This is a genomic window from Haloarcula taiwanensis, from assembly GCA_002844335.1.
Classification (GTDB): domain Archaea; phylum Halobacteriota; class Halobacteria; order Halobacteriales; family Haloarculaceae; genus Haloarcula; species Haloarcula taiwanensis.
The window spans coordinates 2,523,628-2,548,715 of sequence record CP019154.1; the positions used below are offsets into that span (position 1 = coordinate 2,523,628).

At 63.5% G+C, this 25,088-nt stretch carries 25 protein-coding genes and 1 tRNA gene; 9 read left to right on the forward strand and 17 right to left on the reverse strand.

Going from position 1 to position 25,088, the window contains the following annotated elements:
- Positions 1 to 397: 397 nt before the first annotated feature.
- On the reverse strand, positions 398 to 2,371 hold the full coding sequence (locus BVU17_12785; GenBank protein AUG48357.1) for an aconitate hydratase: 1,974 nt from the start codon (positions 2,369 to 2,371) through the stop codon (positions 398 to 400).
- A gap of 15 nt (positions 2,372 to 2,386) precedes the next feature.
- Here BVU17_12785 and BVU17_12790 point away from each other — a divergent pair, with 15 nt between their 5' ends.
- Entirely contained in the window at positions 2,387 to 2,995 is a 609-nt protein-coding gene (locus BVU17_12790) for a deoxyuridine 5'-triphosphate nucleotidohydrolase (protein AUG48358.1), read from the forward strand.
- A gap of 14 nt (positions 2,996 to 3,009) precedes the next feature.
- Here the strand turns inward: BVU17_12790 and BVU17_12795 are convergent, their stop codons facing one another.
- Positions 3,010 to 4,881, reverse strand: a complete 1,872-nt coding sequence (locus tag BVU17_12795) for a hypothetical protein (GenBank protein ID AUG48359.1) — start codon at positions 4,879 to 4,881, stop codon at positions 3,010 to 3,012.
- 301 nt (positions 4,882 to 5,182) lie between these two features.
- Between BVU17_12795 and BVU17_12800 the strand changes: the two genes are divergently transcribed.
- From BVU17_12800 to BVU17_12810, 3 genes are all read left to right on the forward strand, one after another.
- Positions 5,183 to 5,842 carry a DNA-binding protein gene (locus BVU17_12800; GenBank protein AUG48360.1) on the forward strand — a complete coding sequence of 220 codons (660 nt, stop codon included), beginning with the start codon at positions 5,183 to 5,185 and terminating at the stop codon, positions 5,840 to 5,842.
- A 206-nt stretch (positions 5,843 to 6,048) separates the two neighbouring features.
- On the forward strand, positions 6,049 to 6,327 hold the full coding sequence (locus BVU17_12805; GenBank protein ID AUG48361.1) for a hypothetical protein: 279 nt from the start codon (positions 6,049 to 6,051) through the stop codon (positions 6,325 to 6,327).
- 58 nt (positions 6,328 to 6,385) lie between these two features.
- Positions 6,386 to 6,769 (forward strand): methylglyoxal synthase, encoded by a 384-nt coding sequence (locus tag BVU17_12810; protein AUG48362.1) that lies wholly within the window; start codon positions 6,386 to 6,388, stop codon positions 6,767 to 6,769.
- A gap of 30 nt (positions 6,770 to 6,799) precedes the next feature.
- Here the strand turns inward: BVU17_12810 and BVU17_12815 are convergent, their stop codons facing one another.
- From BVU17_12815 to BVU17_12830, 4 genes are all read right to left on the reverse strand, one after another.
- Positions 6,800 to 7,498 (reverse strand): 7-cyano-7-deazaguanine synthase QueC, encoded by a 699-nt coding sequence (locus tag BVU17_12815; protein AUG48363.1) that lies wholly within the window; start codon positions 7,496 to 7,498, stop codon positions 6,800 to 6,802.
- Between the two features lie 21 nt (positions 7,499 to 7,519).
- The gene (locus tag BVU17_12820; protein AUG48364.1) at positions 7,520 to 8,302 is read right to left on the reverse strand and encodes a radical SAM protein; all 783 of its coding nucleotides are present in this window, start codon (positions 8,300 to 8,302) and stop codon (positions 7,520 to 7,522) included.
- A complete protein-coding gene (locus tag BVU17_12825; protein AUG48365.1) occupies positions 8,302 to 8,751 on the reverse strand; it encodes a 6-carboxy-5,6,7,8-tetrahydropterin synthase in 450 nt (149 codons plus the stop codon). The genes BVU17_12820 and BVU17_12825 overlap by 1 nt, the downstream gene beginning before the upstream one ends.
- A gap of 214 nt (positions 8,752 to 8,965) precedes the next feature.
- Positions 8,966 to 9,256, reverse strand: coding sequence for a hypothetical protein (locus tag BVU17_12830; GenBank protein ID AUG48366.1), 291 nt, complete (start codon positions 9,254 to 9,256; stop codon positions 8,966 to 8,968).
- 246 nt (positions 9,257 to 9,502) lie between these two features.
- Between BVU17_12830 and BVU17_12835 the strand changes: the two genes are divergently transcribed.
- Positions 9,503 to 10,192 carry a hypothetical protein gene (locus BVU17_12835; protein AUG48367.1) on the forward strand — a complete coding sequence of 230 codons (690 nt, stop codon included), beginning with the start codon at positions 9,503 to 9,505 and terminating at the stop codon, positions 10,190 to 10,192.
- Between the two features lie 451 nt (positions 10,193 to 10,643).
- Here BVU17_12835 and BVU17_12840 read toward each other — a convergent pair whose 3' ends face one another.
- Both BVU17_12840 and BVU17_12845 read right to left on the reverse strand, forming a co-directional pair.
- On the reverse strand, positions 10,644 to 11,972 hold the full coding sequence (locus BVU17_12840) for a peptidase M28 (GenBank protein AUG48368.1): 1,329 nt from the start codon (positions 11,970 to 11,972) through the stop codon (positions 10,644 to 10,646).
- Positions 11,973 to 12,029: 57 nt separating this feature from the next.
- Positions 12,030 to 12,362, reverse strand: a complete 333-nt coding sequence (locus BVU17_12845; protein AUG48369.1) for a hypothetical protein — start codon at positions 12,360 to 12,362, stop codon at positions 12,030 to 12,032.
- 87 nt (positions 12,363 to 12,449) lie between these two features.
- Between BVU17_12845 and BVU17_12850 the strand changes: the two genes are divergently transcribed.
- Together BVU17_12850 and BVU17_12855 are read left to right on the forward strand one after the other, a co-directional pair.
- On the forward strand, positions 12,450 to 13,517 hold the full coding sequence (locus tag BVU17_12850) for an alcohol dehydrogenase (GenBank protein AUG48370.1): 1,068 nt from the start codon (positions 12,450 to 12,452) through the stop codon (positions 13,515 to 13,517).
- 38 nt (positions 13,518 to 13,555) lie between these two features.
- A complete protein-coding gene (locus tag BVU17_12855) occupies positions 13,556 to 13,792 on the forward strand; it encodes a hypothetical protein (GenBank protein AUG48371.1) in 237 nt (78 codons plus the stop codon).
- An 11-nt stretch (positions 13,793 to 13,803) separates the two neighbouring features.
- Here the strand turns inward: BVU17_12855 and BVU17_12860 are convergent, their stop codons facing one another.
- The 6 genes from BVU17_12860 to BVU17_12885 all read right to left on the reverse strand — a co-directional run bounded on the left by BVU17_12860 (position 13,804) and on the right by BVU17_12885 (position 18,470).
- On the reverse strand, positions 13,804 to 14,121 hold the full coding sequence (locus BVU17_12860; protein AUG48372.1) for a ferredoxin: 318 nt from the start codon (positions 14,119 to 14,121) through the stop codon (positions 13,804 to 13,806).
- Between the two features lie 22 nt (positions 14,122 to 14,143).
- Positions 14,144 to 15,541, reverse strand: a complete 1,398-nt coding sequence (locus tag BVU17_12865; protein AUG48373.1) for a selenium-binding protein — start codon at positions 15,539 to 15,541, stop codon at positions 14,144 to 14,146.
- Between the two features lie 112 nt (positions 15,542 to 15,653).
- Positions 15,654 to 16,556: a UDP-glucose 4-epimerase gene (locus BVU17_12870; GenBank protein ID AUG48374.1), complete on the reverse strand. Its 903-nt coding sequence runs from the start codon at positions 16,554 to 16,556 to the stop codon at positions 15,654 to 15,656.
- Between the two features lie 60 nt (positions 16,557 to 16,616).
- Positions 16,617 to 17,501, reverse strand: coding sequence for an NADH-binding protein (locus BVU17_12875; protein AUG48375.1), 885 nt, complete (start codon positions 17,499 to 17,501; stop codon positions 16,617 to 16,619).
- 266 nt (positions 17,502 to 17,767) lie between these two features.
- A tRNA-Arg gene (locus BVU17_12880) sits at positions 17,768 to 17,840 on the reverse strand.
- A gap of 45 nt (positions 17,841 to 17,885) precedes the next feature.
- Positions 17,886 to 18,470 (reverse strand): (2Fe-2S)-binding protein, encoded by a 585-nt coding sequence (locus BVU17_12885; protein ID AUG48376.1) that lies wholly within the window; start codon positions 18,468 to 18,470, stop codon positions 17,886 to 17,888.
- Positions 18,471 to 18,660: 190 nt separating this feature from the next.
- Between BVU17_12885 and BVU17_12890 the strand changes: the two genes are divergently transcribed.
- The gene (locus BVU17_12890) at positions 18,661 to 19,110 is read left to right on the forward strand and encodes a type IV pilin (GenBank protein AUG48377.1); all 450 of its coding nucleotides are present in this window, start codon (positions 18,661 to 18,663) and stop codon (positions 19,108 to 19,110) included.
- A gap of 18 nt (positions 19,111 to 19,128) precedes the next feature.
- Here BVU17_12890 and BVU17_12895 read toward each other — a convergent pair whose 3' ends face one another.
- The gene (locus tag BVU17_12895) at positions 19,129 to 20,028 is read right to left on the reverse strand and encodes a 6-phosphogluconate dehydrogenase (decarboxylating) (protein ID AUG48378.1); all 900 of its coding nucleotides are present in this window, start codon (positions 20,026 to 20,028) and stop codon (positions 19,129 to 19,131) included.
- 272 nt (positions 20,029 to 20,300) lie between these two features.
- Between BVU17_12895 and BVU17_12900 the strand changes: the two genes are divergently transcribed.
- Positions 20,301 to 21,398 carry an aminopeptidase gene (locus BVU17_12900; protein ID AUG48379.1) on the forward strand — a complete coding sequence of 366 codons (1,098 nt, stop codon included), beginning with the start codon at positions 20,301 to 20,303 and terminating at the stop codon, positions 21,396 to 21,398.
- Positions 21,399 to 21,659: 261 nt separating this feature from the next.
- Here BVU17_12900 and BVU17_12905 read toward each other — a convergent pair whose 3' ends face one another.
- Together BVU17_12905 and BVU17_12910 are read right to left on the reverse strand one after the other, a co-directional pair.
- A complete protein-coding gene (locus tag BVU17_12905) occupies positions 21,660 to 23,408 on the reverse strand; it encodes a flagellar assembly protein FlaJ (protein ID AUG48380.1) in 1,749 nt (582 codons plus the stop codon).
- 2 nt (positions 23,409 to 23,410) lie between these two features.
- Positions 23,411 to 25,084 carry a hypothetical protein gene (locus BVU17_12910; protein ID AUG48381.1) on the reverse strand — a complete coding sequence of 558 codons (1,674 nt, stop codon included), beginning with the start codon at positions 25,082 to 25,084 and terminating at the stop codon, positions 23,411 to 23,413.
- Between the last annotated feature and the right edge of the window lie 4 nt (positions 25,085 to 25,088).

Here is a 25,088-nt window from a genome sequence, read left to right on the forward strand (position 1 = left end):
CCCACCCCCACCCCTCTTTCCAAACTTTTCCATCGCCACCTGGGTCTGTCTTGGGGACCGCTATGCCGTAACCGGGACACTCATTCCCGTGAAACAGCGTCGGCTACGAGTATGGAGAACGAAAAAGACAGTCTCGCGCTGTCGCTAACCGGTCGTCCTGTGCCGGTACCCGAACCACATCTCTCTGTGCGTGTGTTTCCCGATAGACCGAGGAATGTGTCGCTCGACCGGAGCGGATGCCGCGCTGTTTGTGGCTTCACTGCTCGAAAAGCGATCTGCTGTCTCACGGCGCGAAGCGCTGTTCGACTTCGAAAGGATTCCTCGCTACGCTCGGAATCGCTCTGCTCGCAGGACCTGCGGTCCCGTTCCCAATACGAGGTTTCTGCAAAACCTCGCTCTAGTCGTCTGCGGGTGCAGCGCCGCCTTCGTCGTGTTGCTGCTTCGTGTGCGAGAGTTTGCCACCGGCGGCGAGGATCTCGCGTTCACGCTCGGAGGCGTCGAGCTGACCGGTTGCTTCCCAGTCGTCGTTCACGCGGATGGTGAACTCCGTCTGGCCGGATTTGACGGCCTCGGCCGCGTCGTCGACGATCTCGATGTCGTCGCCTTCCTCGATTTTCTCGTAGGTCTCCTCGTCGATGGTGAGCGGGACGATACCGAAGTTGAACAGGTTCGCCTTGTGGATGCGGGCGAAGCTCTGTGCGAGGACGGTCTCGATACCCAGGTACATCGGGCACAGGGCCGCGTGTTCACGCGAGGAGCCCTGACCGTAGTTCTCGCCAGCGACGAGCACGCCGCCGTCAGCTTCGAGTGCGCGCTCCGCGAACGTGTCGTCGACGCGCGAGAGCGTGAACTCGGAGAGCTTCGGGACGTTCGACCGGTACATCAGGATGTCCTGCGTGGCCGGGATGATGTGGTCCGTCGTGATGTTGTCCTCCATCTTGAGGAGGGCTTCACCACCGACTTCGGTCTCCAGCGGGTCCTTCAGCGGCACGTCGCCGATGTTCGGGCCCTTGATGAGTTCGTCGTCGACGGCGTTCTCCGGCGCGATGAGGTCCGATTCGGAGTTGCCGATGTACTGGTCGGGCATCTCCAGCCCGGGTGCCTCGAGGTCGCCGAGTTCGTCGGCGAGGTCCCGCGGGTCGACGATTTCGCCTTTGATGGCCGCCGCGGTGGCGACTTCCGGCGAACAGAGGTAGACGTTGTCGTCCTCGATACCCGAGCGACCTTCGAAGTTGCGGTTGAACGTCCGCAGCGAGACTGAATCTGAGGCCGGGACGTGCCCGATGCCGATACAGGCACCACACGTCGCCTCGGAGAAGTTGACGCCAGCGGCCATCATCTCCGCGGTCCAGCCCTCGCGGGCCAGCATCTCGGAGGCCTGCTTGGATCCGGGGGCGACGATCATCTCGGTCTTCTTGTCGATGTTGCGCCCTTCCAGCATCTTCGCGGCCGGGAGGATGTCCTCGTAGGCACCGTTCGTACAGGAGCCGATCATGACCTGCTCGACGTCGACGCCCTCGACCTCGGAGACGGGCACGACGTTGTCAGGCATCGACGGCTCGGCGATGAGCGGTTCGAGGTCCGAGAGGTCGACGACGATTTCGTCGGCGTACTCGGCGTCCTCGTCGGGGCCGATGTCCTCGAAGACGTCCTCGCGGCCGAGGCGTTCGAGGTAGTCCTTGGTCTGGTCGTCCGTCGGGAAGATCGAGGAGGTGGCACCGAGCTCGGTCCCCATGTTGGTGATAGTCGTCCGCTCGGGGACGGTCAGCGTCTCGACGCCAGGCCCGGTGTATTCCAGCACCTTGCCGACGCCGCCCTTGACCGAAAGCCGGCGGAGCAGCTCCAAGATGACGTCCTTGGCGGTTGCCCAGTCGGGCAGTTCGCCTTCGAGGCGGACGTTGACGACTTCCGGCATCTCGATGTAGTACGCGCCGCCACCCATCGCGACGGCGACGTCGAGGCCACCGGACCCGATGGCGAGTTCGCCGAGGCCGCCGGGCGTCGGCGTGTGCGAGTCGGACCCGAGCATCGTCTTGCCGGGTGCGGCGAAGTTCTCCTTGTGGACGTTGTGACAGATACCGTTGCCGGGGCGCGAGAAGTGTGCCCCGAACGTACCCGCCGCAGAACGGAGGAAGCGGTGGTCGTCGGTATTCTTAAAGTCAAACTGATAGGTCTGATGGTCACAGTACTGTGCGGCCAGCTCCGTCTGTACCTCTTCGAGGCCCAGCGCTTCGAACTGCAGCCAGACGAGCGTCCCGGTCGTGTCCTGTGTCAGCACCTGGTCGATCTCGATCCCTATCTCTTCTCCGGGTGTAAGTTCCCCTTCGACGAGATGGTCGTCGAGAATTTTTTCCGTAAGCGTCTGTCCCATAACGTGCGTCAATGGATGGCGCGGCGGTATAAATCCCGCGTATTCCGTCGTATTTTTCATATAAAAACCCGTGCCGTCCGTCACTCGGAAGCGAGTCAACGAGACAGAACAGCGGTTGGCCAGACCGGCAGGCCTTTCCACGATACTCGCACAGAACCGGGTATGTTCAAAAGTGGGCGATTCGTCGCCGATGCCCTCGGCGACCTGAGAGAACCACAAGTGCAACCGAACGGCGTCGACCTCACGCTCGGGGCAATCTACGAACAGGTCGAACCGGGGCGCATTGAGCGCGACGGCAAGACCGTCGGTGACCGACGGGAAGTCGAACCCAGCGACGGTGTCTATCAGCTCGACCGTGGCGGGTACATCGTCGAGTACGCCGACCGCGTTGTCATTCCAGATGGACACATCGGTTTTCTCCTTCCCCGGTCGTCGTTGCTTCGCAACTCCTGCATGCTCGATACAGCCGTCTGGGACGCCGGCTACGAGGGGCGGGGCGAGGGCTTGCTTGAAGTCCACCACCCGATAGAACTCGAACAGGGCGCGCGGATCGCACAGCTCGTGCTCGCCGACGCCGCTCACGAGGGGACGTACGAGGGGTCGTATCAGGGCGAGAACCTGTAGTTGCGACGGGCCGCTTACGGCGTCACAGTGAACGTGAGTTCGCTCCCGTCGCTGAATCCGAGCGTAACCGTGATTTCGTCCCCGGCCATGTCGACGGGCTTCCCGGAGTTACCCTTTCCTGAGGTCAGGAATTCATACATTGTGACCTCAGCCGTCGAATTTCCGGAAACCATTGCGGCGTCAGATAGCACCGCCGTGCTCCCGATCTGGTAGCCGTCTTTCCCGGCGTTGCGTTCCTTGTTCGTGTCCCAGACCCCCGTCGATGCGCCGACGACACGGATTTCGTGGTCAGTCCGGGTGCTACCGGACCCGCTCTCGAACAGCGTGCTGGCAGCGTCCGTACTGACAGTGACGTTCCTGACGCTGACTGCCGTCGAAGCCGTGTTTTCAATGGACAGCGCGACACCAGAGCCGTCACCACCGAACGTCTCTGCGTCGCCGGTGTACCTGACAAAGTCAGCCGCGTCGCCCAGCGCCACGGTCGCGGTCTGGCCGGTCGCGCCGTCGTTACCGTACGCGTCCGTCAGCTCCGACAGCGTGACCGTGTATTCGCCGGGCTGGCTCACGGTGTACTTGACTCTGTAGGTAAACGACGAGCCGCTGTTGTCGAGGTTCAACTGCTCGACGTTTTCGACAGTGCCGGGTCCGGACACGCCCAGTGTCACGTCACTCGCTTGAATCGAGGTCTGCTCTGTCGCTTCGAGTGTCACAGTGAACGTTCGGCTGCCGGTCTCGGTCGCGGTGAAGGAATCGACCGCCGGAGCGGTCGTGTCCTTCGGCGTCTGGTCGTTTGTGACTGAATCGCCGCGGTTCCCCACGTCGTCTTCGACGACCGCCGTTGGCGTGACTGTCCCGTCGGCGAGTGAACTCGTGTCGAACGTCAGCGTCGTCTCGTCAGTCGCCGGGTCGATAGTCGCCGACCGCGTGATGTCAGTCCCGGTCTGGTCGGTCAGTGTGACGCGTGCCGTCTCGTCACCGTCCAGCGAATCCGGGTTTGTGATAGTCACGTCGACGGCGTTCTGGTTCGCCTGGGTGATGGCGTCGGGTTCGACAACGACGTTGTTCACGTCGCCTGGCGAGCGACTGTCGAGCACGAAGGATAGGGCAGTCTGTGGCGACATTTCGGTTCCGTCGGCGTCTTGCGCTTCCGATACCGTCACGTCGATAGTCTTGTCCACGTCGTTGTCGGCGAAGCGGATCGGGACCTCGTACGTTTTCGCCGTCGTCCAGGTCCCGTCCGCGGTCACTACTGTCGCCGAGCTTTCGGTGACGCCGTCGAGTTCGATGCTCGGCGCGATAGTCCGGTCCATCTCCGTATCGAAAGTCAGCGTCAGCGTGCGTTCGACGTTGTTGTTAGCTTCTGTGTCATCTATCGGTGTTCCGGGGAGTGTCGCCGAATCGATAGCCGGTGGCTCCGGAGCTGGCGTCGCAGTCTCCGTAGCCGGTGTCTCAGTCTCCGGAGTCGGCGTCGCGGTGTCTGTGGTCGGCGTCGGATCAGTAGCCACCGTCCGGCTCTCCCGACCGAGGACCGTACTGCTGTCGACAGCAACGGCGAGGACGGTGACGGTGCCGGTGTAGGAATGAGACAGTCGCACGGTATCGGTCGGTTCGAACGGGCCGGTGACGGCTGACTCATAGCGCTGACTCGCAGTTTCGTTTCGGATGATAACGTCGAATGACCTGCCGTCGACAGTGTCACCGCCGTTGTGTGTGATCGAGACGGTAGTGCTCGTGATATCTATGTCGAGGTCCACCAGCGGCTCCGCGGTCGATTGTGGTCCGGACGAGAGAACACCGGCACCCAGCACCGAGACCAGCACGACGATAACAGCCGTCAGTAACACGATGCCGACCGTCTCCGATTGACCGCGGGATGAGTCAGTCATGTCAAGTCCGACCGCAGCGCCTTGTGTGGAACCGTCGACACATGGTGTCAGCAGGCGTCGGCAGAGCGGATAGTGTACTAGTACTCGTTCGCAGTCAAAAGGGTGCTGATGGTTGAGACATGGTAGGCCATGCTGTGAATTTAAGTGGATTTCCCGAGTGCTATCCATTGGTGCTTGAATCGACTATACCCCGGTCCATACCGCCGTCAGCCTTCAGTACCCGGAAATTACACAAGCACCGTTTTCAGGTACGACAACTGTCTGACCGGGGTTTATCATCGTTGCTGCGTGACAGTGAGACATGATAGTAGAATTTCACATCGACGCCCCCCTCTTGCAGCGAACAGCTGAAACGCTGAGTAAAGCAGCGATACGGATACAGCGACTGCACTGCGAGAGCGGCGACTGTCGTGCCGTCGCCTGGATTGGCCCCGTTGAGCGGCCCGCCATTGAAGCGAATCTGGCCCAGGACGAGAGTATCACCGACTATGCCCACGTAGCGGCAGAAGGAGATGGTCACTGGTACATCCTACATACGACTGATACGACAATCGACACGATCGGAGAAGCGTTGTTGAACGCGGACGGGTTCCTGCTCGGCGCCGCACAGACCGGCGAAGACTGGGTCTTCCGGGCCCGGTTCCCCGAGAAGAGTTCGGTGCTGTCGTTCCGTGACGCGCTCGTGTCCAGTGATATCACCATCGACATTCAGACCATCACTGACGACACGGAAGCCTCCCCGCAGTTCGGCGTGACGGACCCACAGAGAGAAGTGCTGTTGCTCGCGCTCAATCGTGGCTACTTCACCGTCCCGCGGGAGTCCTCTCTCTCGGACCTCGCCGCCGAACTCGGTATCTCCAGCCAAGCCGCTTCAGAGCGGCTCCGGCGGGGAACCCGGACGTTGGTCCAGAACACGCTGGCGGCCCCTGAGCGACCGCTTGTCGGCTCACCGCCAGAGTGACCGGAAGAGAGTAACTTCCGGGTGGGAGAACGCGGTGGTGGTGGGACGCCGACCAGCTGTGAGCAACAGGTCTGTGGCGACACAGTGGTAAGTAGCCGCGTGTGAGCTGACAGTGCCGAAGAGTGGTCCGTCATCGGCACGTCGGTTACTTCAGACAGTGAAATAGCTCATCCGCTGTTATAAGAGAAGGGAGCGTATGATGGCGTATGAGCTCGAACGAGGGGACTGTGTATATGCTGCGGAACCGGGCCACGGAGGGGTCCGACGACTGGGTGAGCCCCGAGCCCGCAGAAGATGTTATTGCCGATGCGGTGCTTGAAGCGACAGATCTGGCTGCGGATGATATTGACAGGCTTGATACGTACGTCGACAGCGAGTCTCTCCGTGCAGTCGTCGGCGAGGGGACGACGGAGTCGCTAACGTTCGCTGTCGAAGGACACGACGTGACAATAACCGCTGACGGAGCGATTTCTGTCGACGGGTAACCGGCGCTGACACGCCCCCGTCCAAATGAGATAAGTCGATGGCCCGAGAGCCCCAAGTATGACTCGCGTCGCGCTCATCGCACACGACGACGAGAAACCCGAGATGATAGACCTGGCACAGAGCTACGAGGACACGCTGTCGGCGTTCGACCTCGTCGGGACCGGCACGACGAGCAAGCGCATCATGGCCGAGACCGACCTCACGGTCGAGCGCAAGGAGAGCGGGCCGATGGGCGGGGACACGCAGATCGGCGCGGAAGTCGCCGAGGGCCGGATGGACGGCATCGTCTTCCTTCGGGACCCGCTGACAGCACAGCCTCACGAGCCGGACATCTCGGCGCTCCTGCGTATCTGTGATGTCCATGACGTGCCGCTGGCGACGACGCGAACCTCGGCGGAGTACGTGCTGGACGGACTGGCTCGGGACCAAGCTGACGACTAATTCCTCGGTGGACGACCGCCCGTAATCTGCTTATTCGGCGTACGTCGGTCGTTCGGCGTATTCGATTGGGTCCCGTTCGCCGATGCGCTGGAAAGCTTCGAGTCGGAACGCACAGGCGTCACACGTCCCACAGGCCGGTTCGTCGTCCCGGTAGCAACTCCATGTGTCCTCGTAGGGGACGCCGAGTTCGACGCCGCGCTCGGCGATGTCTGTCTTGGACCACTCGACGAACGGCGCGACGAGGTCGATGTCCGTCTCGGGCTTCGTGCCGGCGTCGATGACGCCCTGGAAGGCGTCGAAGAAGGCGGGCCGGCAGTCCGGGTACCCCGAGAAGTCCTCGCTGTGTGCGCCGATGAAGACAGCCCCGCAGTCGTTGGCTTCGGCGTAGGAGACCGCCATCGACAGCAGGTTCGCGTTACGGAACGGGACGTAGGAACTCGGAATCTCGTCGCTGTCGGTGTCGGCGTCGGCCACGGCCATCGAGTCGTCGGTCAGCGACGACGCGCCGATCTGGGTGAGGTGCTCGGTCTCGACGTGGAGGAAGTCCGCCGCGTCGACGTGGTCGGCCAGCGCGCTGGCGCACTCGTACTCCCGGTCTTCGGTGTTTTGCCCGTAGCTGGTGTGCAGCAGGTACAGGTCGTCGTAGCCGCGGGTCTGTGCTTCGTACGCCGCCGTGGCGCTGTCCATGCCGCCGGAGGCGAGCACGACAGCGCGGGTGTCGTTAGTCATGCTAAGTGGTATCGCAGGCAGTTACGTTCCCGGTGCGTCGTTCCAGAGGTCGACGTGGAGCCGCGGCGTGTACCGATAGCCGTACTCCAGTGCGAGGTCCGCGACTGTCTCCCGGGTCGATTCGAGCTGGTCGCGCGTCTGTCCTTCCGGCATCAGCAACACGTCGTCGTCATCCACGCGTGCGGACGCGGCGTCGCGGAGTCGGTCGATGAGGCGCTCGATCTCGGCCATGTCCTCGCGGCCGGTGACGACGAACTTCAGTTGCGTGTCGTAGCTTTCGACGAGTTCGGCCAGCGTCGGCACGTCGAGTCGCCGGTCCTCGTGGCGGTCCGCCCACTCGCCGTCGCCGTCGGGGTCGCGGTCGGCCGTCGGCGTACTGGAGGCCAGTTTCGGGCTGACGCTGGCAAGGTCGATAGGGGCGTCCGGGACGACGGTTCCGTTAGTCTCGACCGTCGTGTGATACCCGCGGTCGGCCAGCCGCGCCAGCAGGGTCTCGCTCGAATCGTGAATCAGCGGCTCGCCGCCGGTGAGGACGACGTGGTCGGCGTCGTACTCGTCGATAGCCGCGACCACGTCGCCGACGGTGAACCAGTCGTGGGTCGGCTCCCAGGAGGTGTGATAGGAGTCACAGAACCAGCACCGCAGATTACAGCCGCTGGTTCGAACGAACACGCTCGGGACGCCGGCCAGTCGGCCCTCGCCCTGAAGCGACTGGAACAGTTCGTTGATAGGGAGGTCGCCCGTCTCCGCGTCGGCGTCGGTCCCCTCGATGTCGACCCCGGGCGTGTCGTTTGCGACCGGCATCAGCGGATACAGAGTTCGCTGGTCTCCCGGACGGAGACGGCGACGTCCGACACCGTCTCCGGGAGGCGGTCGGCGAGGCGCTGTTCCAGTATCGCGGCCATGACCTCGGCCGTCGGCGGGTGGTCGAGGACGACCACGGCATCGCCATCGCCGCTGGCGTCGAAGGCTTCGACCAGCGGGTCACCGGCCTCGAGCAGGAAGCGGTGGTCCCACTCGTCGACCACGTCCGTGATGTCTCCCTTATCCACGACCCACCCTTCGTCGGTGAGTTCACCGGTGACACGGACCGTTATTTCGTAGTTGTGTCCGTGCGGGCGCGAGCATTTCCCGTCGTGATGTAGCAATCGATGGCCCGCAGAGATACGGAGCGGCCGATCACCGCCGACGACGAGGTTCCGTTCGCCAGCGTCGGCGAGCGTGTCATCGGCCTTCGATAGTCCCTGAGACATACCACGGTATTATCGGTCGGTGGCTTAACTCTCACGGGAGCTGGCTAGCCAGTGCCTCGGTAACACAGAACTGAGACGAGCGGGGGCGAGTCGTCACTGTCCGACAGTAGGTGCGCAGTGGAGACACCCCTCGGGAACGAACGGACAGCGTTCACCGTGGGACGGCGCTCGACGACCATCGAAGACCGCGCTACGTGTTAGTGGGAGTGGCAAGTCACTCGGAGAGTGAATCGTCGGCGACGGCCGCAAGTCGTCGGTTCATCGCTCGGAGATACTCGGCGGCAGCGTCGGGATGGCCGTCATCTAGCGCCGTGTGTACCTGCTCGCAGCCGTGGAGCAACTGCGAGCGCAACTCACACTCCGGGAGCTTGTGCTGGCTGACCGTCTCGGCTGTCGCAACTGCCTGTCGAGCCGTATCGAACTCCGCGCCGCTGATCGCCGTCTCGCCCTCTTCAGCGAGTTGTGTCAGCACCGCGTGTACGTCGCTGGGCAGGTCACTGGACACAAACGCTGTTAGGCACGCACAGTGATAACGGCCGTGTTAGATGTCCAGCGGGGACCCGAGGCGCAAGCCCGGACAGCACCTGTGGTACCCTCGCCGTGCGGACGCCTGTGGGTGGGCGGGCTGTGGCCGGCAGTGATCTCGGAACACAGCGGTCGAAAGCGATGGACGGGAGTCCCATCTCACAGGCGACTATCGTTCGCGGATATCGGCGTAAGGGATAGGTCACTGCAGCCCACAGGGTTGGGTGTGACACGACGTGCCGTCGAACGGGAGTTCGAGCGTTACCTCTCGCAGTTCGTCGACGAGACGTACGCGGCGTTCGATGTGGCAGCCGTGCTTCGCGGGTCAAACGGGAGCGGCGGCCGCGTTGCGGGCAAACTGCTGAACAACAGCCGCCCGCTGGAACGACACGTTATCCGGCCGAAACTCCAGTCCTACCAGCAGCAGATACTCGACCAGCTGGAGCCGGTGCTGGATTACGCTGCCACCGACGCGGCGTTCGACGCCTACGCTGACGACGTGCTGGCCCGCGATATCTACTGGAACGCGCTCCGTGACACTGTCCGTGGCGACCGACGAGACCAGATTCGGGAGCGGCTGCTGGCCCGCCAGCAGTCGTTTGGAGACGACCTCGCGCCGCTGGTCGCCGCCGACAGCGACGACTTCTGGACGGCTGTCACTGATACATATGACCAGGAGACGGCGACGGATATCGTTCAGACGCACTTCGAGTTTTCCGTTCCGCTGCGGGAGGACCAGAACGCCTTCGCCTTCGAACTCAGCATCGACCCCGGCGAGGTGCTGGGCGGTCTCGCACGGGCCCTGCCCACGCTCAACGTCGAATTCACCGACGAGGCGTTGCGGTCGATGCGCCACGCTGAACAGCAGGTCATTCCGTCGGCGAAGGCTGACGTAGCGCAGGCGTACGACTCATAGAGTGGCCCTGCCGCTACGTGCCGCTTTGCTCAGTCTGCGTTACCAGTCGGTGTTTGGAGTAGTATGTCCGAAAGTGGACACAGCGGCCGTCTTGGCACGTGGACGGCCGTTGTGTCAGGTATTGGTGTTGGTGTTGACTGACGACGGCAGGTGTGGTTACTCACGTCGACTCGGCCTCGGACTCCGCGAGGCCGATAGAGCATGGGAGCTTGGCAGCGAACGCCGGTAACGGCGTTCACATACGGGCTACAGTACGTAGACCAATCAACCTGCCATCGGTTTCCATGTCCCCATATGGTAAATAACCTACGGAATATGTTACTTCTATACCGAGTAAATCATTATAATCCATCGTCAGACACCAGGACTGCCGAACACGAGAGGGGTCCGATATACTAGAAATCTGGTATGTATCCGCCGCCAGTCGCGGAGACCACCGCGGCAGTGGGTCTCAGTCGTCGAAGGGCCAGTCGCCCGTAATCCGCATCCCCTCGGCGAGGTCCTGCGATTCGAGGGCGGCAGCTATCTCCGCGGGGTCCTTGCGGTCGGCGCGCACCGAGCCGTCGGCGAGCGTCACGGCGAGTTCGGTCAGCAGGACGGCCTGCTCGCGGAACGTCCGGGATTCCAGTTTGTCCAGCGTGTCGGCGTGGGTGTGGCCCCAGCCGCGGCCCTCGCCGCCGGTTTCGCTGGTCACGTGGTAGCCGGGGACGCCGCGCCGGACAAACGGCCAGTGGTCGCTGTGGGGACCCTGCTCCGGCGTGAGCGAGATGGGGTGGTCGAAACGGTCGGCCACGTCCTCGGCGGCGGCCGCGAGCGCGTCGAACCCGTGGGTGAAACACTTCAGCGTCCGGCCCTGGACGACGCCGTCCAGATTGAGCACGGCCGTCACGTCGTCGGGGGCCACGTGGGCGGCCAGCCGGTTCGAGCCGACGAGTCCGACCTCCTCCGCGCCGAAGGTGACGAACTCCACGCGCGTCGCCAGTTCGTGCTCGCGGCCGGCCAGCGCCCGCGCGAGTTCGACGACCATCGCCGTCCCCGCGCCGTTGTCCATCGCGCCCTCCGCGATGTCGTGGGCGTCGACATGACTGGTCACCAGCAGTCGTTCGTCCGTGTCCGGTCCGAGTTCGGCGTGAACGTTCTGACTCGTCGCAGCGGGCGTCTCGCAGTCGACGCTAAGGGCGACATCATCACCGGCGTAGCGGCGACCCAGTCGCGCGCCCGTCTCGCTGGCGACGCCGACTGCCGGAATCTCGCCGATGGGGGTCTCAGCCGTGCCGACGCTCCCGGTCGGTGGCAGCACGCCTTCGACGTGGTTGCGGTAGATGAACCCCGCCGCCCCGGCCTCGACGGCGAGGTAGTACTTCTCCCGCCGGTGGATATACCGGTCGTACCAGTCGGGCACGTCAGAGCGGGCCAGCACTATCTGGCCCTCACAGTCAGCGTCCTCGAAATCCTCCGGGAGGCCGTGGCCGACGTCGACCAGTTCGCCGGTCACTTCGCTGGACGGCGACCGCGGGAGGGCGATGCATTCGTGCGCCTGTGTCGCGACCGGTGACCCATCGACGTGGACGGCGCTGTCGCCCCGCTCCCAGCCCTGTATCTCGAACTCGGAGAGTCGAGCGTCGCGGGCGTACGCCGCCAGCGCGTCTCGGGTCGCTTCGGCAGCCCTCCGTTCGCCGTCACTGCCGGCCATCCGGTTCCCGATGTCGACCAGCCTCTCCAGGTGGTCCCACCCGACCGTGCTGGTGAAGGTCTCGCCTATCCAGTCAGTGTCGTCCATACCTCTCGGTGGGGTCGTGCCGGGTTTGAAGGTAGGGGTCGGCGGCCGGCGCGGCGATTACCGGGGCGCGAGCGGACCGAACCGGCTGGCGACTCCGTACCCCAGGACAGCCAGCGCGGTGCCGACGAGGCCGAACAGGAGCAGGGAGAGGAGAAACTCCAGCGGCGTGACGGCGACCGCCGGCTGGTCCAGCAGGCGGCGGTACGCCGAAAGGAGCCCGCTCCCGAAGACGGCGGCGGCGAGGAACCCGCCGAAACTGGCGACGCCGACGGTCGCGGCGGCGACCGCGCGATACCGGCTGGACAGGTCGCGTCGCCCGGCGTCGGCATACACCAGCGCGACCGCGACCGGTGACACGAACAGGGCAGCGAGCACCGGGAGGAGGGTCATGTCCGGATATCGCTGGTCCGAGTCATAAAGTCACTCCCGAGCGACGGCGGCCTCCGGTATTTTGTCCGGAGCGCGCGAAGCAGACCTATGCGCGCCGCAGTGCTTGAGGCGTACGACGAACCGCTGGCAGTCCGGGACCGCGATCCGCCGACCCCGGACCCGGACGGGGCCGTCGTCGCGGTCGAGGCGTGTGGCATCTGTCGGAGCGACTGGCACGCCTGGCAGGGCCACGGCGACTGGGCCGACGACGACGTGCCGATAGGACAGGTGCTGGGCCACGAACCGGCGGGCCGCGTCGTCGAGACGGGCGACCGGGTGACGACAGTGTCGGCCGGCGACCGCGTCGTCGTGCCGTTCAACCTCGGCGACGGGACCTGTGGCTACTGCCGAAACGGTCACGGCAACGTCTGTACGGGCGGGTGGGCGCTGGGCTTCGAGTCCGACGTTCCGGGCGCGTTCGCCGAGCGAGTCGCCGTCCCGCAGGCCGACTACAACCTCGTGGGGCTGCCCGACAGCGTTGATTTCGACGCCGCGGCAGCGCTGGGCTGTCGGTACGTCACGGCCTTTCACGCGCTGGCACATCGGGCTGACATCGCCGCCGGGGACCGCGTCGCGGTGCATGGCTGTGGCGGCCTCGGGCTGGCGGCCGTCCAGATCGCGTCGGCGCTGGGTGCGAGCGTCATCGCCGTCGACATCCGCGAGGACCCGCTGGCGATGGCCCGTGATGTGGGTGCGACCGCTGTCGTTGACGCCAGCGCTGTGGCAGACGTGCCAGCGGCCATCGAGGCCGAAACCGACGGCGGCGCGGAGGTGTCCGTCGACGCGCTGGGCCGGGCCGAGACCTGTCGGAACAGCGTTCGATGCCTCCGACCACGAGGAACGCACGTTCAGGTCGGGCTGACGACCGATGCTGAACGCGGCGAGGTGGCGCTGCCGACCGACTGGATCACCCGCTGGGATATCGACGTGCTCGGCTCACGCGGGATGCCGCCGTCGCGGTACGACGAACTCCTCCGTCTGGTCGCTGACGGGACGCTCAATCCCGGCGCACTCGTCACCCGCCGGGTGGCACTAGAGGAAGTTTCGGAGCGGCTGGCCGCGATGACAGACTACGGGACCGACGGTATCGAACTGGTAACGGAGTTCGGCCGGTAGCGGGTACGCTTTTAGCGCTTCAGCTTGACACCCCAAGCATGTCCAACATACTGCGTGACGCTGTCGTCGACCCAGCCCGGGACGCGCTCCCGTTTCTGGTCATCACCGTCCTGTGGGTTATCGTGATGCTCGTCCTCTACGGCCTCTTTCTGGTCACCAAGCCGAGCGATATCACGTACGACGCCTGGGTCCACGCGACGGTGTTCGTCGTCCCGGCCATCGGGTTCTTGGGACAGGTACTCCAGCAAGCGCTGTCGGGTCACCACCGGACCTGACCGGCTCCCCGTCACTTCCAGGGGTTCGGGACCAGTTCGGCCTGCACCGTCGCGCCGACGGCGAGATGCGTGTCGGTTGTCGGCTCGGCGATACAGAGCAGGACGTAGCCGTCCGCAAGCTGTCGGTCCTTGAGTGCCCGCGGCGAGCGGTGATGCACCACGTCACCGGACAGCAGCCGAGCGGTACAGGTCCCGCACGCACCGGTTCGACAGCCGAACGGCAGTCCGATATCCGCGGCCGCCGCGGCATCGAGTATCGTCTTGCCGTCCGGGACGAAAATCGTCTCCGTCCGGTCGCTGTCCCGCCAGTCCAGCTGGACCTCGGACATCAGCTGCCCACCCGCACCGCCGTCATTGCCACACGTCGCTGGTACAGTCTCCGTCGGGCCACCGAATCTCGTGGGCACGAGCAGGGCCTTCGGGCAGGTCGCCGAAGTCCACGAGGAAGTCCCGGTCCAGCGACATTGTCCCCGTCCGCGGATCCACATCGGCTTTGAGCATTACCGAGCCGGTCTCGGCCTCCTCGGGGAAGAACTGGTTATCCCACGACGAAAACAGCGAGGTCGTCCAGTACAGCCGCTCGCCGTCGAGTGAGAGCTGAAGCATCTGCGGACCCGCGACGATGTCACGGCCCTGTACCTGCTGAATGTCGCCGAAGTAGCCACCGATAGAGATCGAATCGGCCTTCCGGGGGTTCGACGGGTCCGAGATGTCGTACATCCACACCTCGCCGTGGAGCCAGTTCGACCCGAAGAGGTAGCGGTCGTCCATCGAGATGAGGATGTCCGTTACCAGTGCTGGCACCGGCATGTCCCACCCCTCGTGTTCACGGTCGTCGAACTCGATGACTGGTTCGGCATGATACTCACCGTTCGATTCGTGGAAGTGGATGATATTCGAGGATAGCGCCGCGCCGACGTAGCCGTGCGTGCTCTCGGGTGTGTGGAGAAAGCGGGCTTCGAGCGGAATCAGACCGTCCTCGCCGAGGTCGATGGTCTGTTCGACGGTGCCAGCCTCCCAGTCCCAGAAATTGAGATGCTGGCCGTATTTGCCGTCCTCAACGTCCTCTAAGTCGAACCCAGGGTAGTAGGTTTTCGGGGCCGCCCACTCCGTCGACAGCATCACGTTCTGGCGGGGCTGATACCAGTAGTCGTAGTTCATCTCTATCTCGCCGGGCGGGTCCCACCGACCCTGCACCTCGAAGTCGTCGTTCAGTTCCAGAAAGCCGCCGGGGAGGTCGCCGTCGGCGTCGCCCAGCATGGAGATAAGGATCTCACCGTCGGGGATGCAGTGGACGGTGTGGGGCGCGGAGAGGTCGTGGTCGTACACCGTTTCCGGTTCAATGACTTTCGTCAGTTCAGGGTCGCGTCGCTCCTTGGTGTCGACGATGTGAATTCGAGATGACCGCTGGCCGGGAATGACGAGATGCCGGCGCTCCAGTCCGTCCATGTGGCACGATGAGGAGCAGGCGTTCCACCCGAAATGGTGGAGTTCGTCGCCCTTGTTCGGCATTTTGACTCGATTGATTATTTCGCTGTAGGTGTCCGAGTCAGGGTCGACATCGACGACAGCCAGAAAGTCCGGCGCGTCGACGTCCTGACCCACGTGCAGCCCCATCACGTAGGCGGTCCGTTCGCGCTCGGCCTCCTCAATGGCCGCCTGCGGAGTGGCATAGCCCGGCCCCTCGTGGTCGTGATGCTCGTGATGGTCGTGTGTCTCGCTCTCTGACGGCTGTTCGGCGTCACTCATGCTTGTTAGTTACATACACATTACATTTTAGCAACGTGTTCCGGATGAAACGGCCGCTACATGCGGCGTGGTAATGGCAGCGTCCGGCGCGATGCACGGGCCACCGTCGGCTTCACGCCAGTTGTCGCCAGCTCCACGTCGGTTCCCAGTCGAGCAGCTGCTGGGCTTTCGAGGTGTCGATGAGCGCCGCATACGGGTCGCTGTCCTCGCCCGTCTGTCTTCGGTAGTCGGCCTCGGGATACAGTTCCGCTGCGAGTTCGGCGCTCGGTGTCTCAGCACTCGTGTCCGGGGCCGACACCCAGAACCGCTCGTGGCCATCGAACGACGCCTCGATGGCTGCCTCGACGAGCGTGACAGCATCGGTAGCGTGGACATATCCACAGAGCGTGTTACGCTGGGTATGGAAATGCGCCGAGTTCCGGAGTCCAGCGAGGGTACGGTCGGCCTCGACAAACGTCTCGTGGGCCAAGTCATCGTCGACCACCCACGGGAACCGAAGCGACGTAATGGTCTGGGGTGCGTCCGCGCTCCGGCGGGCGAACCCGTCGGCAGCGATCTCCAGTGCCTGTTTCCCCATTGCGTACGGGTTCGACGGCGTGAGGCGGTGGTCCTCGTCAACCGGGAGGAAGTTAATCGTGATGGCGTCCGGTTCGAACCCGCCGCCGATGGCGCTGAAACTCGACGCCAGAGCGACCGTGTCGATACCCAGTTCGCCGGCTGCTTCCAGTAGGTGATAGCTGGACATGACGTTACTTTCATAGGTCCGGTATCCCGGCGTCTGGTCGGGCGTGGGAACCATTCCGAGGTGGACGACAGCGTCGGCATCGCTCTTTGCGAGTGCACCGTACACCTCGCCCGCATCGAGCAGGTCAGTCTCGATGTATACGTCCGAGTGTGTCTCGTCGCGCCGACCGCGGGAGAGATTGACCGTCCGGTATCCCGCTGCATCCAGATATTCGAGGACGTGCGTGCCGACACGGCCGTTACCGCCAGTGACGGCGACCGATTCGGGCATGCAAGGATATGCACCAGACAGACTCAAAGGGGTTCCGCCGGGACACGTCGATGGCCGTCCTCACGCCGCAGCGAGCGCCTTCCGGACAGCGTCCTTGATTGGCGTCTGGTCGATTGGCACGACATCTTGCAGGTCCATTGCCGGGTCAACCGTGACCGGGTTCCGCATACTCTCGGCCAGCGGCCGGGCGATGGCGTACTGTACGTCTGTCGTGAATCGAAGCCAGTGCGAGGACAGGCCCGGCGTCATCACCGGCACGGGGATGATAAACAGTCGCTTGCCCTTCTCTGCCGCGGTGAGTTTCAGCAGCGACTCGTAGGACCACACTGACGGCCCGCCGATGTCGTAGGTCTCGCCACGGGTCTCGTCGGCATCGAGCAACGCCACGAGGTAGCTAATCGCGTCGTCGACACCGATGGGCTGACACGGCGTTCTGACCCACTTGGGGACGAGCATCAGCGGCAGCCGGTCGGTCAGGTCGTTGACGATCCGGAAGCTCGCGCTCTCCGGGCCGATGATGACCGCCGCACGGAGTACCGTCAGGTCGAACGACCCCTCCGCCAGCACCGACTCGACTTCGCGCCGCGACGCCAGATGGGGCGAGAGGTTCTCCTCGTCACCGCTGATACCGCTGAGATAGACAACCCTGTCGACGCCCGCGGCCGACGCCGAGTCCGCGAACCGACGGGCGTAGCGACGGTCCAGCTCAGCGAAGTTCTCGGAAGTGAGCGAGTGGATGAGGTAGTACGCAACGTCGATGTCGTCGCAGAGTCCATCGAGGGAGTCTGGGTCGCCGAGGTCACCCTCGAACGGCTCGACCCCGTCGGGAAACGATTCTTCGCTCGCACTCCGGGAGAACGCCACCACATCGTGGCCTGCGTCGTTCAGGGCACGGACCAGTCGCTGTCCGATGAATCCGGTCGCACCCACGACGAGCACACGCATGTGTTCGTACCTTGTGTCGGAACCTCAAGGACGTTGCGGCGATTCCCGTGCCGTGACAGTCACCGGGGCCGTGAGAGACAGGGACGGGCGTTGCGACTCCCCGGGTTCAAACCGCTCTGATACTGCTATTCGCTCGTCACGTCCGCTCCTCGCAGAATAGCGGGCAGCGAGGGATTTGAACCACAGTCGTTTCGCACCGCTACACTCCCTGATTCAAATCCTCGCTTCCGGTTCGCTCACCGCTCGTAAAACTCGGGTTCGCTGCACGGGCGGCGAGGGATTTGAACCCCCGACCATCTGGTCCGGAACCAGGCGTTCTGTCCGCTGAACTAGCCGCCCACAAGAAGCGCTATCGGACTGCGCGTCTTAACGATTGTGAACCCGTCAGGGCGACTCGCCGGTCTCGATAGTGAACTCGCTGGTCGGGTACGCGACACAGGTCAGACAGTACCCCTCTTCCATGTCGTCGTCCATCAGCGAGTCGTTGTTGCTGTGACGGATGTAGTCCGTCGCTGGGCCGTCCTCGATATGGCCGGCACAGGAGATACACTGGCCCTCACGGCAGGCGTAGGGGAGGTCCCAGCCTTCCTCTTCGCCAGCATCGAGAATCGTCTCGTTGTTGGCGACCTCGATTGTCTCGCCTTCCTTGGCGAATTCGATTTCGTAGTACTCGACCTCGTCGTCGGCGATGTCGTCGGGGTCGAAGCCGTCGTCCTCCTCTTCGACCTCTTCGCCTTCGCCGAGTTCGCCTTCGGCCTCACCGGCCGGAATCGCTGTGGCACCGCCACCGCCGATAGAGCGGTTGTACGGCTCCGGGAAGTCCGTCTCGGGGACTGTCGCGGCCCGCTGCTCAAGGACCTCCTGAGAGATATCTTCCGGTGCCTCCCAACCGGTCCCTTTGGCGTAGTGGAGCGCGACCACTATCAGGGTAAGCGTGGCCCCGGCGGCGAGTCCAACGAGTTCTACCATGTGCACGGCTATGGAATACTGGTTTAATTAGCTGTTGTTTCACCCGCAGCCACCCGCGAACGGCCCGGCCATATTAGCTGTTGTTTCACCCGCAGCCACCCGCGAACGGCCCGGCCATCAGACAACAGTGTGCCCGATGGAGGCGATTAATTTCCATACTGTTTAGTTCTATCAATTAATGGGGAGTGACATGAGAGTAAAAGAGTCGTGGAACAATCTCGGTACCGCTGGAAAGGTACTCGTCGGAATCGGTGTCAGTATGGCTGTTCTGGTCATCCTCATTCCGATTATCATCGTCGTCTCGGCGGTAATTGCGTCTTTCGTGCTGGGAATGGGTAGCGGTGGGGGCGACGTATCTGTGGCCCCACAGGCCTCGTTCTCGTTCGAGCACGAGCAGACACCAGACGGTGTGGTTACTGTTGTAACCCACGACGGTGGTGAGACGATCAGCGCGGAGCAACTCACTATCGAAGTGACGGACGGACAAACAGTGGGGTGGGACGATGACGACGGCAGAGTGACTGTCGGCGATCAGTCGAGCGTTAACGTCGAGGGCGGAACCGAAGTCAGCCTCGTCTGGCACGGAGACGACCAGACAACAGTGCTCGCAAGAAGCACTGCTCCAGCAAACGAATCCTGAAGCGACACGGTAGCACACTCACTCCCGTCGTGGGACGTCGTGGCGACCGAAGCCGTACCTGAGCCGGCTTGCGAGGCGGCGCGAGAAGCGGCCGTCGTCGGCCCGCGAACCGAACCGCTCGGCCAGCGCTTGGTAGATGAGCGGCACCGGGACTTCCTGTTCGAGCGCCTCTTGGACGGTCCAGGTCCCCGTCGACCCGCCCTCGACGCGGTCGGCCACGTCACCGAGGTCGTTGCCCTCCTCGCGGAACGCCTCCTCGCAGAGTTCCAGCAGCCACGACCGGATGACCGCGCCGTTGTTCCAGGTGTTGGCGACCGATTCGAGATCAAGGTCATAACGGCCGTTGGCCAGCAGTTCGAAGCCCTCGCCGTAGGTCTGCATCAGTGCGTACTCGACACCGTTGTGGACCATCTTGACATAGTGGCCCGAGCCGGCCGGTCCCATCCGGTCGTGGCCGTCGGGGCCGGTCGAGACGGCGTCGAAGACGGGAACCAGTTCGTCGTAGGCCCACTGCGGGCCGCCGACCATCAGTGAGAACCCCAGTTCTGCACCCGCCGGACCGCCGGACGTTCCACAGTCGAGATAGGCCGCCTCGGTCGACTCGGCGCGGCGAACCGAGTCCTCGAAGTAGGAATTGCCGCCGTCGACTACGATGTCGTCGCCGTCGAGTGTCGGAGCCAACTCGTCCAGCGCAGCGTCGACTGGGTCTCCGGCCGGAACCATCAGCCAGATGCGTTTCTCCGAGCCGAGTTTCTCCGCGAGGTCCGCGATGGACGACGCCGGCCGAGCGCCGGCGTCCGCCGCGTCGGCGACGCTCTCCTCGTCGATATCGAAGACGACGACTTCGTGGCCGGCTTCGAGTACGCGGTCGACGACGATTCGGCCCATGCGTCCGAGTCCGATGACGCCAAGTTCCATACCGAGGAGTCGCCGACCGAACAGGTAGGGGTTGCGGTTCGACAGAAAACCGTGGCACGAACACCACCCGTGCCGTCGTCAGTCATAGCGCCATCGCCACCCAACTGCCTCGGAAGCGGCCGTGGGAAGCCAGCAATTGCCACGTAGCGCTGTCCCGTACTGCACCGAATACTCCGGCTCTGGAATCCAAAAAAATCTACGGAATACAATCACATCATACGTGATATTCCGAGGACCACCGCCGTTTTGTTCCGGCCACTCTTGGTGAGGGCATGGACGACCGCATACGCGAACACGCTCGGATTCTCGTCGACTGGAGCGCTCGCATCGACGCGGGTGACGACGTGGTCGTGGCCGTTGAAGACGGAGCCCACGACCTCGCAGTCGCCGTGGCAGAGCAGCTTGGCGACCGCGGCGCGAATCTCCTGTCGACGTACCAGTCAGACGAACTCACACGGGCCTATCTGCAGGCTCACGACAGGCCGTTCACCGAGGACCCCGAGTACGAACTGGCGCTGTACGAGCGAGCCGACAGCGTGCTGTTCCTGAAGGGGTCGCGGAATACCACCGAGACGGCCGACGTGGACAGCGACCGGCGGCAGGCGTACTCGACGGCCCGGCAAGGAATCAGGGAGGCCCGCCTGGACACCGACTGGGTGTCGACCCAGCACCCGACGCGGGCGATGGCCCAGCAGGCCGGGATGGCCTACGCCGACTACAAGGACTTCGTCTACGACGCGACGCTACGGGACTGGGAAGCGCTGGCCGAAGAACAGGCCCGGTTAAAAGACATTCTTGACGAGGGCGAGACGGTCCGTCTCGTCGCTGACGGCACGGACATCACGCTGTACATCGACGGCCGTCTCGCCGTCAACTCCGCTGCCAGCGTGGCCTACGACTCGCACAACCTCCCCTCCGGCGAGGTGTTCACCGCACCCTACGACACCGCCGGCGTCGTCACCTTCGACGTGCCGATGACGATACAGGGCCGCCGGGTGAAAAACGTCGAGCTGACGTTCAAAGACGGCGTCGTCGTCGACTGGTCGGCCGAGCAGGGCGAGGCAGTCATCGAGGAAATCATCGGCACCGACGGCGGCTCCCGCCAGCTTGGCGAACTCGGTATCGGGATGAACCGCGGCGTCGACCGCGTCACCGACAACATCCTCTTCGACGAGAAGATGGGCGGGACCGTCCACCTCGCGCTCGGGCGCGCGTACGACGCCTGCCTGCCCGAAGGCGAGTCCGGCAACGACAGCGCCGTCCACGAGGACCTCATCACGACGATGGGCGAGGGGTCGCGTCTTGAAGTCGACGGCGAGGTCGTCCAGCGAGACGGGCTGTTCCGGTGGGAAGACGGCTTCGAGGGGTAGCGTCGCGGGACTGCGGTGCTGTGGGCCGGGAATAGATGTCATGATTCTGTGGGCCGGGAGCGCCCTGCGTGGCGCGACCCGGGGAAGGGCAGGTTTGCCGGCGGTTGTAGCGCTGTTACTGTACCGCGAGCGGAGCGAGCGGTTTCACTCCGAGCGCGGCCGCAGGCCGCGACTCGGAGGTTGTTTTTAGCGTAGATTTTTACAAAGGGGGTTCCCGCAGCGCCGCAGGCGCGAGGAAACCCCCTGCAGTAAAAAGGTACTTCAGATTGCGAGGAACTGCGACACCAGCCACTTCGTGAACGTCCCGGTAATAGCGCCGATCCACGTGAGCATCACGAAGTGCATGTACGTATTGGCGTTGTGACCGCCGTCGACAGTCCGGATCATCAGCGACGATAGCATCGCGCCGAACATGATGATGATGATGAGGAGGAACTCGATGAGCGGGATGTTGTAGACGCTCGTGTTGATAAGCGAGGCGGCGTCAAGACGGCTCCCGGTACTCAGGTCGAGAGACATGCCCGCGAGGATGTTGACGACCTGCAGGCCGATGAAGAACGCGAACGTCGACGCGGCAGTCATCCCGTACAGGAGGCCGACGAGCGTCGTCGTCGCTTGCTTGCGCTTCTGGCGGAGCTGCAGCACCTGATTCATGTTCTCGGAGATGAGTTCGCCCAGTTGCTTTGGCGACCCACCCATCTCGCGGCCGATAAGATACATCTCGGAGAAGGTCTGGATGAGATAGGACCGACAGTCAGCGGTGAAAAAGCGCCAGGCGGATGTCGGCTCAATCCGCATATTCAGCCGCTTGTAGAGGTTATCGATGTTCGGTGAGAGCGCGCCGAAGTCTTTCTTGCGGAGCGTGCGAAGCACCGCCCCAGTGGTCGACTGCTTCGCGCCCTCGGTCGCACCGAGCGCGCGGATGAAGTTTGGAAACTCCGAGTCCCGGTCCTTGATGCGCTGTTCTTCCTGCCGGAAGACGAGACCAGGGATGAGCATCGGCGTGATCGGCGCGGCGGCATACAGCGGCAACGGCACTTCGTCGAACATGAAAAAGAGGTCGTTCAGCGTGACCGGCGAGATGCCGAGCATCCCGCCCAGCGTGATGAACACGAGCAGCATCGACAGCCCCACGCCGGCGGCCATCGACTTGTTGAGCTTTGACTCAATCGGCGACGGGTAGTCGACCGGGTGGAACCACACTGGATCGTAGGGGGCCATCGAGCGGATGGCGAGGTAGAAGCCGGTCTGGACGAACACGAACATCACGATGACGGCGCTGACGGTCATCGTCGGGTTCGTCCCAGTCAGCACCGGGAGAACGACGGCGAACACCAGCGCGAACGTCATCGACAGAATCATCGACAGGTAGAGGTCTTTCATCACTTCCAGGCTGTCGAGCGAGCTCTTGTACACCGTCGAGTAGTGCTGGATGATCTGCTCCTGTTCAGTCAGGAGATAGTCGTCGAGTCCCTGTCCGGCCCCGAGGGTGTACGCGAGACGGTCGAAGAAGTCCGACACGGCGCGACTCGGGACCTGCTTGGCGCGGCGGCGGCAGGCGTCGTCGAGGCTCAGGTTCCAGGTGTCGACGAGCTGGACGATGCGGTGCATCTCCATCGCGAGTTCACCGTACTCGTCCTCTTCGGCCAGCGTTCGGAACACCTCCATCCGGTCGATCTTCGTCGTTGCCAGCACAGTCATGTGCGTGATGAGCAGGTGAAACCGGTTGTTGAGTTCGCGCTTGCGCTGGCTCAGGAGGATTTTCGGGTAGAAAATCGCCGACGCCATCACGAGGAAGCCGAGCAGGGGGATCGGTGCTCTGACTGCGAAGGGCTGCTCCAGCAGTAGGGCAACGACCGTCGAGATAATGAAGAAGGCGACGGCTGGCAGGAGGATGAGAAAGAGATACCGCTCCAGCGGAATCGTCATCTGGCGGTAGGACTCAACGAGCGACTGGATCGTCTCGGATATCGTCAGATCGAGGTCGCTCTCGGCTTCACCCTGTGCCATCGTTAGTCGGGCCGTGCCATGTTGAACGGGATCCCTTCGACGCCGTCACGCTGGAAGTCCGAAATGAAGTCGTTGACCTCGTGATACCCCAGAATACCCTCCTGAATGGCGCGTTCGATGAGGTTCGCGCGGAACTCGAGGTCGTCGTAGATGTCACGCGTGTCCTCGTAGCCGAGCAGCGTCGCGATCTGCTCTTCGAGGACGAAGGAGTTGTTCATCCCCTGGAAGATGATCTCGTCCTCGACGGGGTCCCAGTTGAACACCTGCCGGGTGACGACGCCGTCCATCTCCTTCGAGTACCCCTCTATCTCCTGGACGCTGGTCACGCGGCGCAGGACCTGATCGCCCTGCTTGACGCGGTTCTGGAACAGCGCCACGTCGGCCACGTCCATGAACGTCTCGGGGACGTTGATGGGTTCGCCGGTAAACCGCTGAATCATCGACACGATGTCGCTCGCGTGGAACGTCAGCATCACCGGGTGGCCGGTCTGGGCGGCCTGGAACGCCATCCGTCCTTCCTCACCACGAACCTCCCCGACGATGATGTAGTCGGGGCGGGACCGCAGTGCAGCGGCGACGAGGTCGAACATATCGATACTGGTCCCCTCGTCTTCGCCCTCACGAGTCAACAGTTGCTGCCAGGTGTTGTGCGGGGGCAGCACCTCGGCGGTGTCCTCCGCGGTGTAGATTTTGGCGTCGTCGGGGATGAACGAGGTGATGGCGTTCAGCGTCGTCGTCTTCCCGGACGCCGTCTCCCCGACGACGAACACTGTCTGTTCGTTCTCCAGACAGAGCCAGAGGTACGCCGCCAGTTGCGGCGACAGCGTCATCCACTTGGTAATCTGGAAAATCGAGAGCGGAACGTCGTCGCCCTGACGAATCGTGAGTGAAGGCCCTTTGAGGCTCACGTCGTCAGAGTAGATGAGGTTCAGACGCGATCCGTCCGGGAGCGTCGAGTCGACGATAGGATCCGAGTCGGAGACCGGGTCGCCCATCCGCTCGCCCATGTTTCGGAGCCACTGGTCGAATGCCTCCTCGCTCTGCCACTCGACAGTCGTCTCCAACATGCCGTAGACCCCGTGGTCGACGTGGCACTCGCTACGGCCGATGACGTGGATGTCCTCGTTGGCCGGGTCGCGCATGACCGGTTCCAGCGGGCCGAGGCCGACGATGTCGCGGTTCAGCCGGTAGAGGATGTTCTCGTAGGTCTCCTGTGTGACCTCGACGCTGCTCACGTCGGTCAGGTTCGACAGGCGCGTGAGGACGCCGCTGTCGCTGTCCTCGTCCCTGATTTTGGTCGTCTCCTGCAGGAGTTCCTCGATGCGGTCGTCGAACTGGGCCTCGTTTTCCGGTGCGGGCTTGTTGACGCTACGCTGTAGCAGGCGGTTCCGGACCTTCCCGAAGACGGCCCGCTCGTCCTCGTCGAGTTCCGGCTCAATAGCGTAGTACTTCATGTCCTGACCCACGTCGCCGTAGATATGACAGAAGATGGGGCCACCGACCGGATAGAGCACGTTCGGCCGGTTCGTCTCGTACTCGTCGTCGGCCTCGTCGATGAGCATTGGGAATTCACCGGTGATCTGCTTGAACTTCTTCAGGTGGTCCCGCAGGTGGGGCCGCCGCGCTGCCATCTGTCGAAGTTCGTCCGACGGCTTCGCACGTCCGTGATCTGTCATATCT

Excerpts from the sequence above, each read along its gene's own strand:
- BVU17_12785 (AUG48357.1), bottom strand. The coding sequence starts at position 2,371 with ATGGGACAGACGCTTACGGAAAAAATTCTCGACGACCATCTCGTCGAA.
- BVU17_12790 (AUG48358.1), top strand. The coding sequence starts at position 2,387 with ATGGCGCGGCGGTATAAATCCCGCGTATTCCGTCGTATTTTTCATATA.
- BVU17_12795 (AUG48359.1), bottom strand. The coding sequence starts at position 4,881 with ATGACTGACTCATCCCGCGGTCAATCGGAGACGGTCGGCATCGTGTTA.
- BVU17_12800 (AUG48360.1), top strand. The coding sequence starts at position 5,183 with ATGATAGTAGAATTTCACATCGACGCCCCCCTCTTGCAGCGAACAGCT.
- BVU17_12805 (AUG48361.1), top strand. The coding sequence starts at position 6,049 with ATGAGCTCGAACGAGGGGACTGTGTATATGCTGCGGAACCGGGCCACG.
- BVU17_12810 (AUG48362.1), top strand. The coding sequence starts at position 6,386 with ATGACTCGCGTCGCGCTCATCGCACACGACGACGAGAAACCCGAGATG.
- BVU17_12815 (AUG48363.1), bottom strand. The coding sequence starts at position 7,498 with ATGACTAACGACACCCGCGCTGTCGTGCTCGCCTCCGGCGGCATGGAC.
- BVU17_12820 (AUG48364.1), bottom strand. The coding sequence starts at position 8,302 with ATGCCGGTCGCAAACGACACGCCCGGGGTCGACATCGAGGGGACCGAC.
- BVU17_12825 (AUG48365.1), bottom strand. The coding sequence starts at position 8,751 with ATGTCTCAGGGACTATCGAAGGCCGATGACACGCTCGCCGACGCTGGC.
- BVU17_12840 (AUG48368.1), bottom strand. The coding sequence starts at position 11,972 with ATGGACGACACTGACTGGATAGGCGAGACCTTCACCAGCACGGTCGGG.
- BVU17_12845 (AUG48369.1), bottom strand. The coding sequence starts at position 12,362 with ATGACCCTCCTCCCGGTGCTCGCTGCCCTGTTCGTGTCACCGGTCGCG.
- BVU17_12850 (AUG48370.1), top strand. The coding sequence starts at position 12,450 with ATGCGCGCCGCAGTGCTTGAGGCGTACGACGAACCGCTGGCAGTCCGG.
- BVU17_12855 (AUG48371.1), top strand. The coding sequence starts at position 13,556 with ATGTCCAACATACTGCGTGACGCTGTCGTCGACCCAGCCCGGGACGCG.
- BVU17_12860 (AUG48372.1), bottom strand. The coding sequence starts at position 14,121 with ATGTCCGAGGTCCAGCTGGACTGGCGGGACAGCGACCGGACGGAGACG.
- BVU17_12865 (AUG48373.1), bottom strand. The coding sequence starts at position 15,541 with ATGAGTGACGCCGAACAGCCGTCAGAGAGCGAGACACACGACCATCAC.
- BVU17_12870 (AUG48374.1), bottom strand. The coding sequence starts at position 16,556 with ATGCCCGAATCGGTCGCCGTCACTGGCGGTAACGGCCGTGTCGGCACG.
- BVU17_12875 (AUG48375.1), bottom strand. The coding sequence starts at position 17,501 with ATGCGTGTGCTCGTCGTGGGTGCGACCGGATTCATCGGACAGCGACTG.
- BVU17_12885 (AUG48376.1), bottom strand. The coding sequence starts at position 18,470 with ATGGTAGAACTCGTTGGACTCGCCGCCGGGGCCACGCTTACCCTGATA.
- BVU17_12890 (AUG48377.1), top strand. The coding sequence starts at position 18,661 with ATGAGAGTAAAAGAGTCGTGGAACAATCTCGGTACCGCTGGAAAGGTA.
- BVU17_12895 (AUG48378.1), bottom strand. The coding sequence starts at position 20,028 with ATGGAACTTGGCGTCATCGGACTCGGACGCATGGGCCGAATCGTCGTC.
- BVU17_12900 (AUG48379.1), top strand. The coding sequence starts at position 20,301 with ATGGACGACCGCATACGCGAACACGCTCGGATTCTCGTCGACTGGAGC.
- BVU17_12905 (AUG48380.1), bottom strand. The coding sequence starts at position 23,408 with ATGGCACAGGGTGAAGCCGAGAGCGACCTCGATCTGACGATATCCGAG.
- BVU17_12910 (AUG48381.1), bottom strand. The coding sequence starts at position 25,084 with ATGACAGATCACGGACGTGCGAAGCCGTCGGACGAACTTCGACAGATG.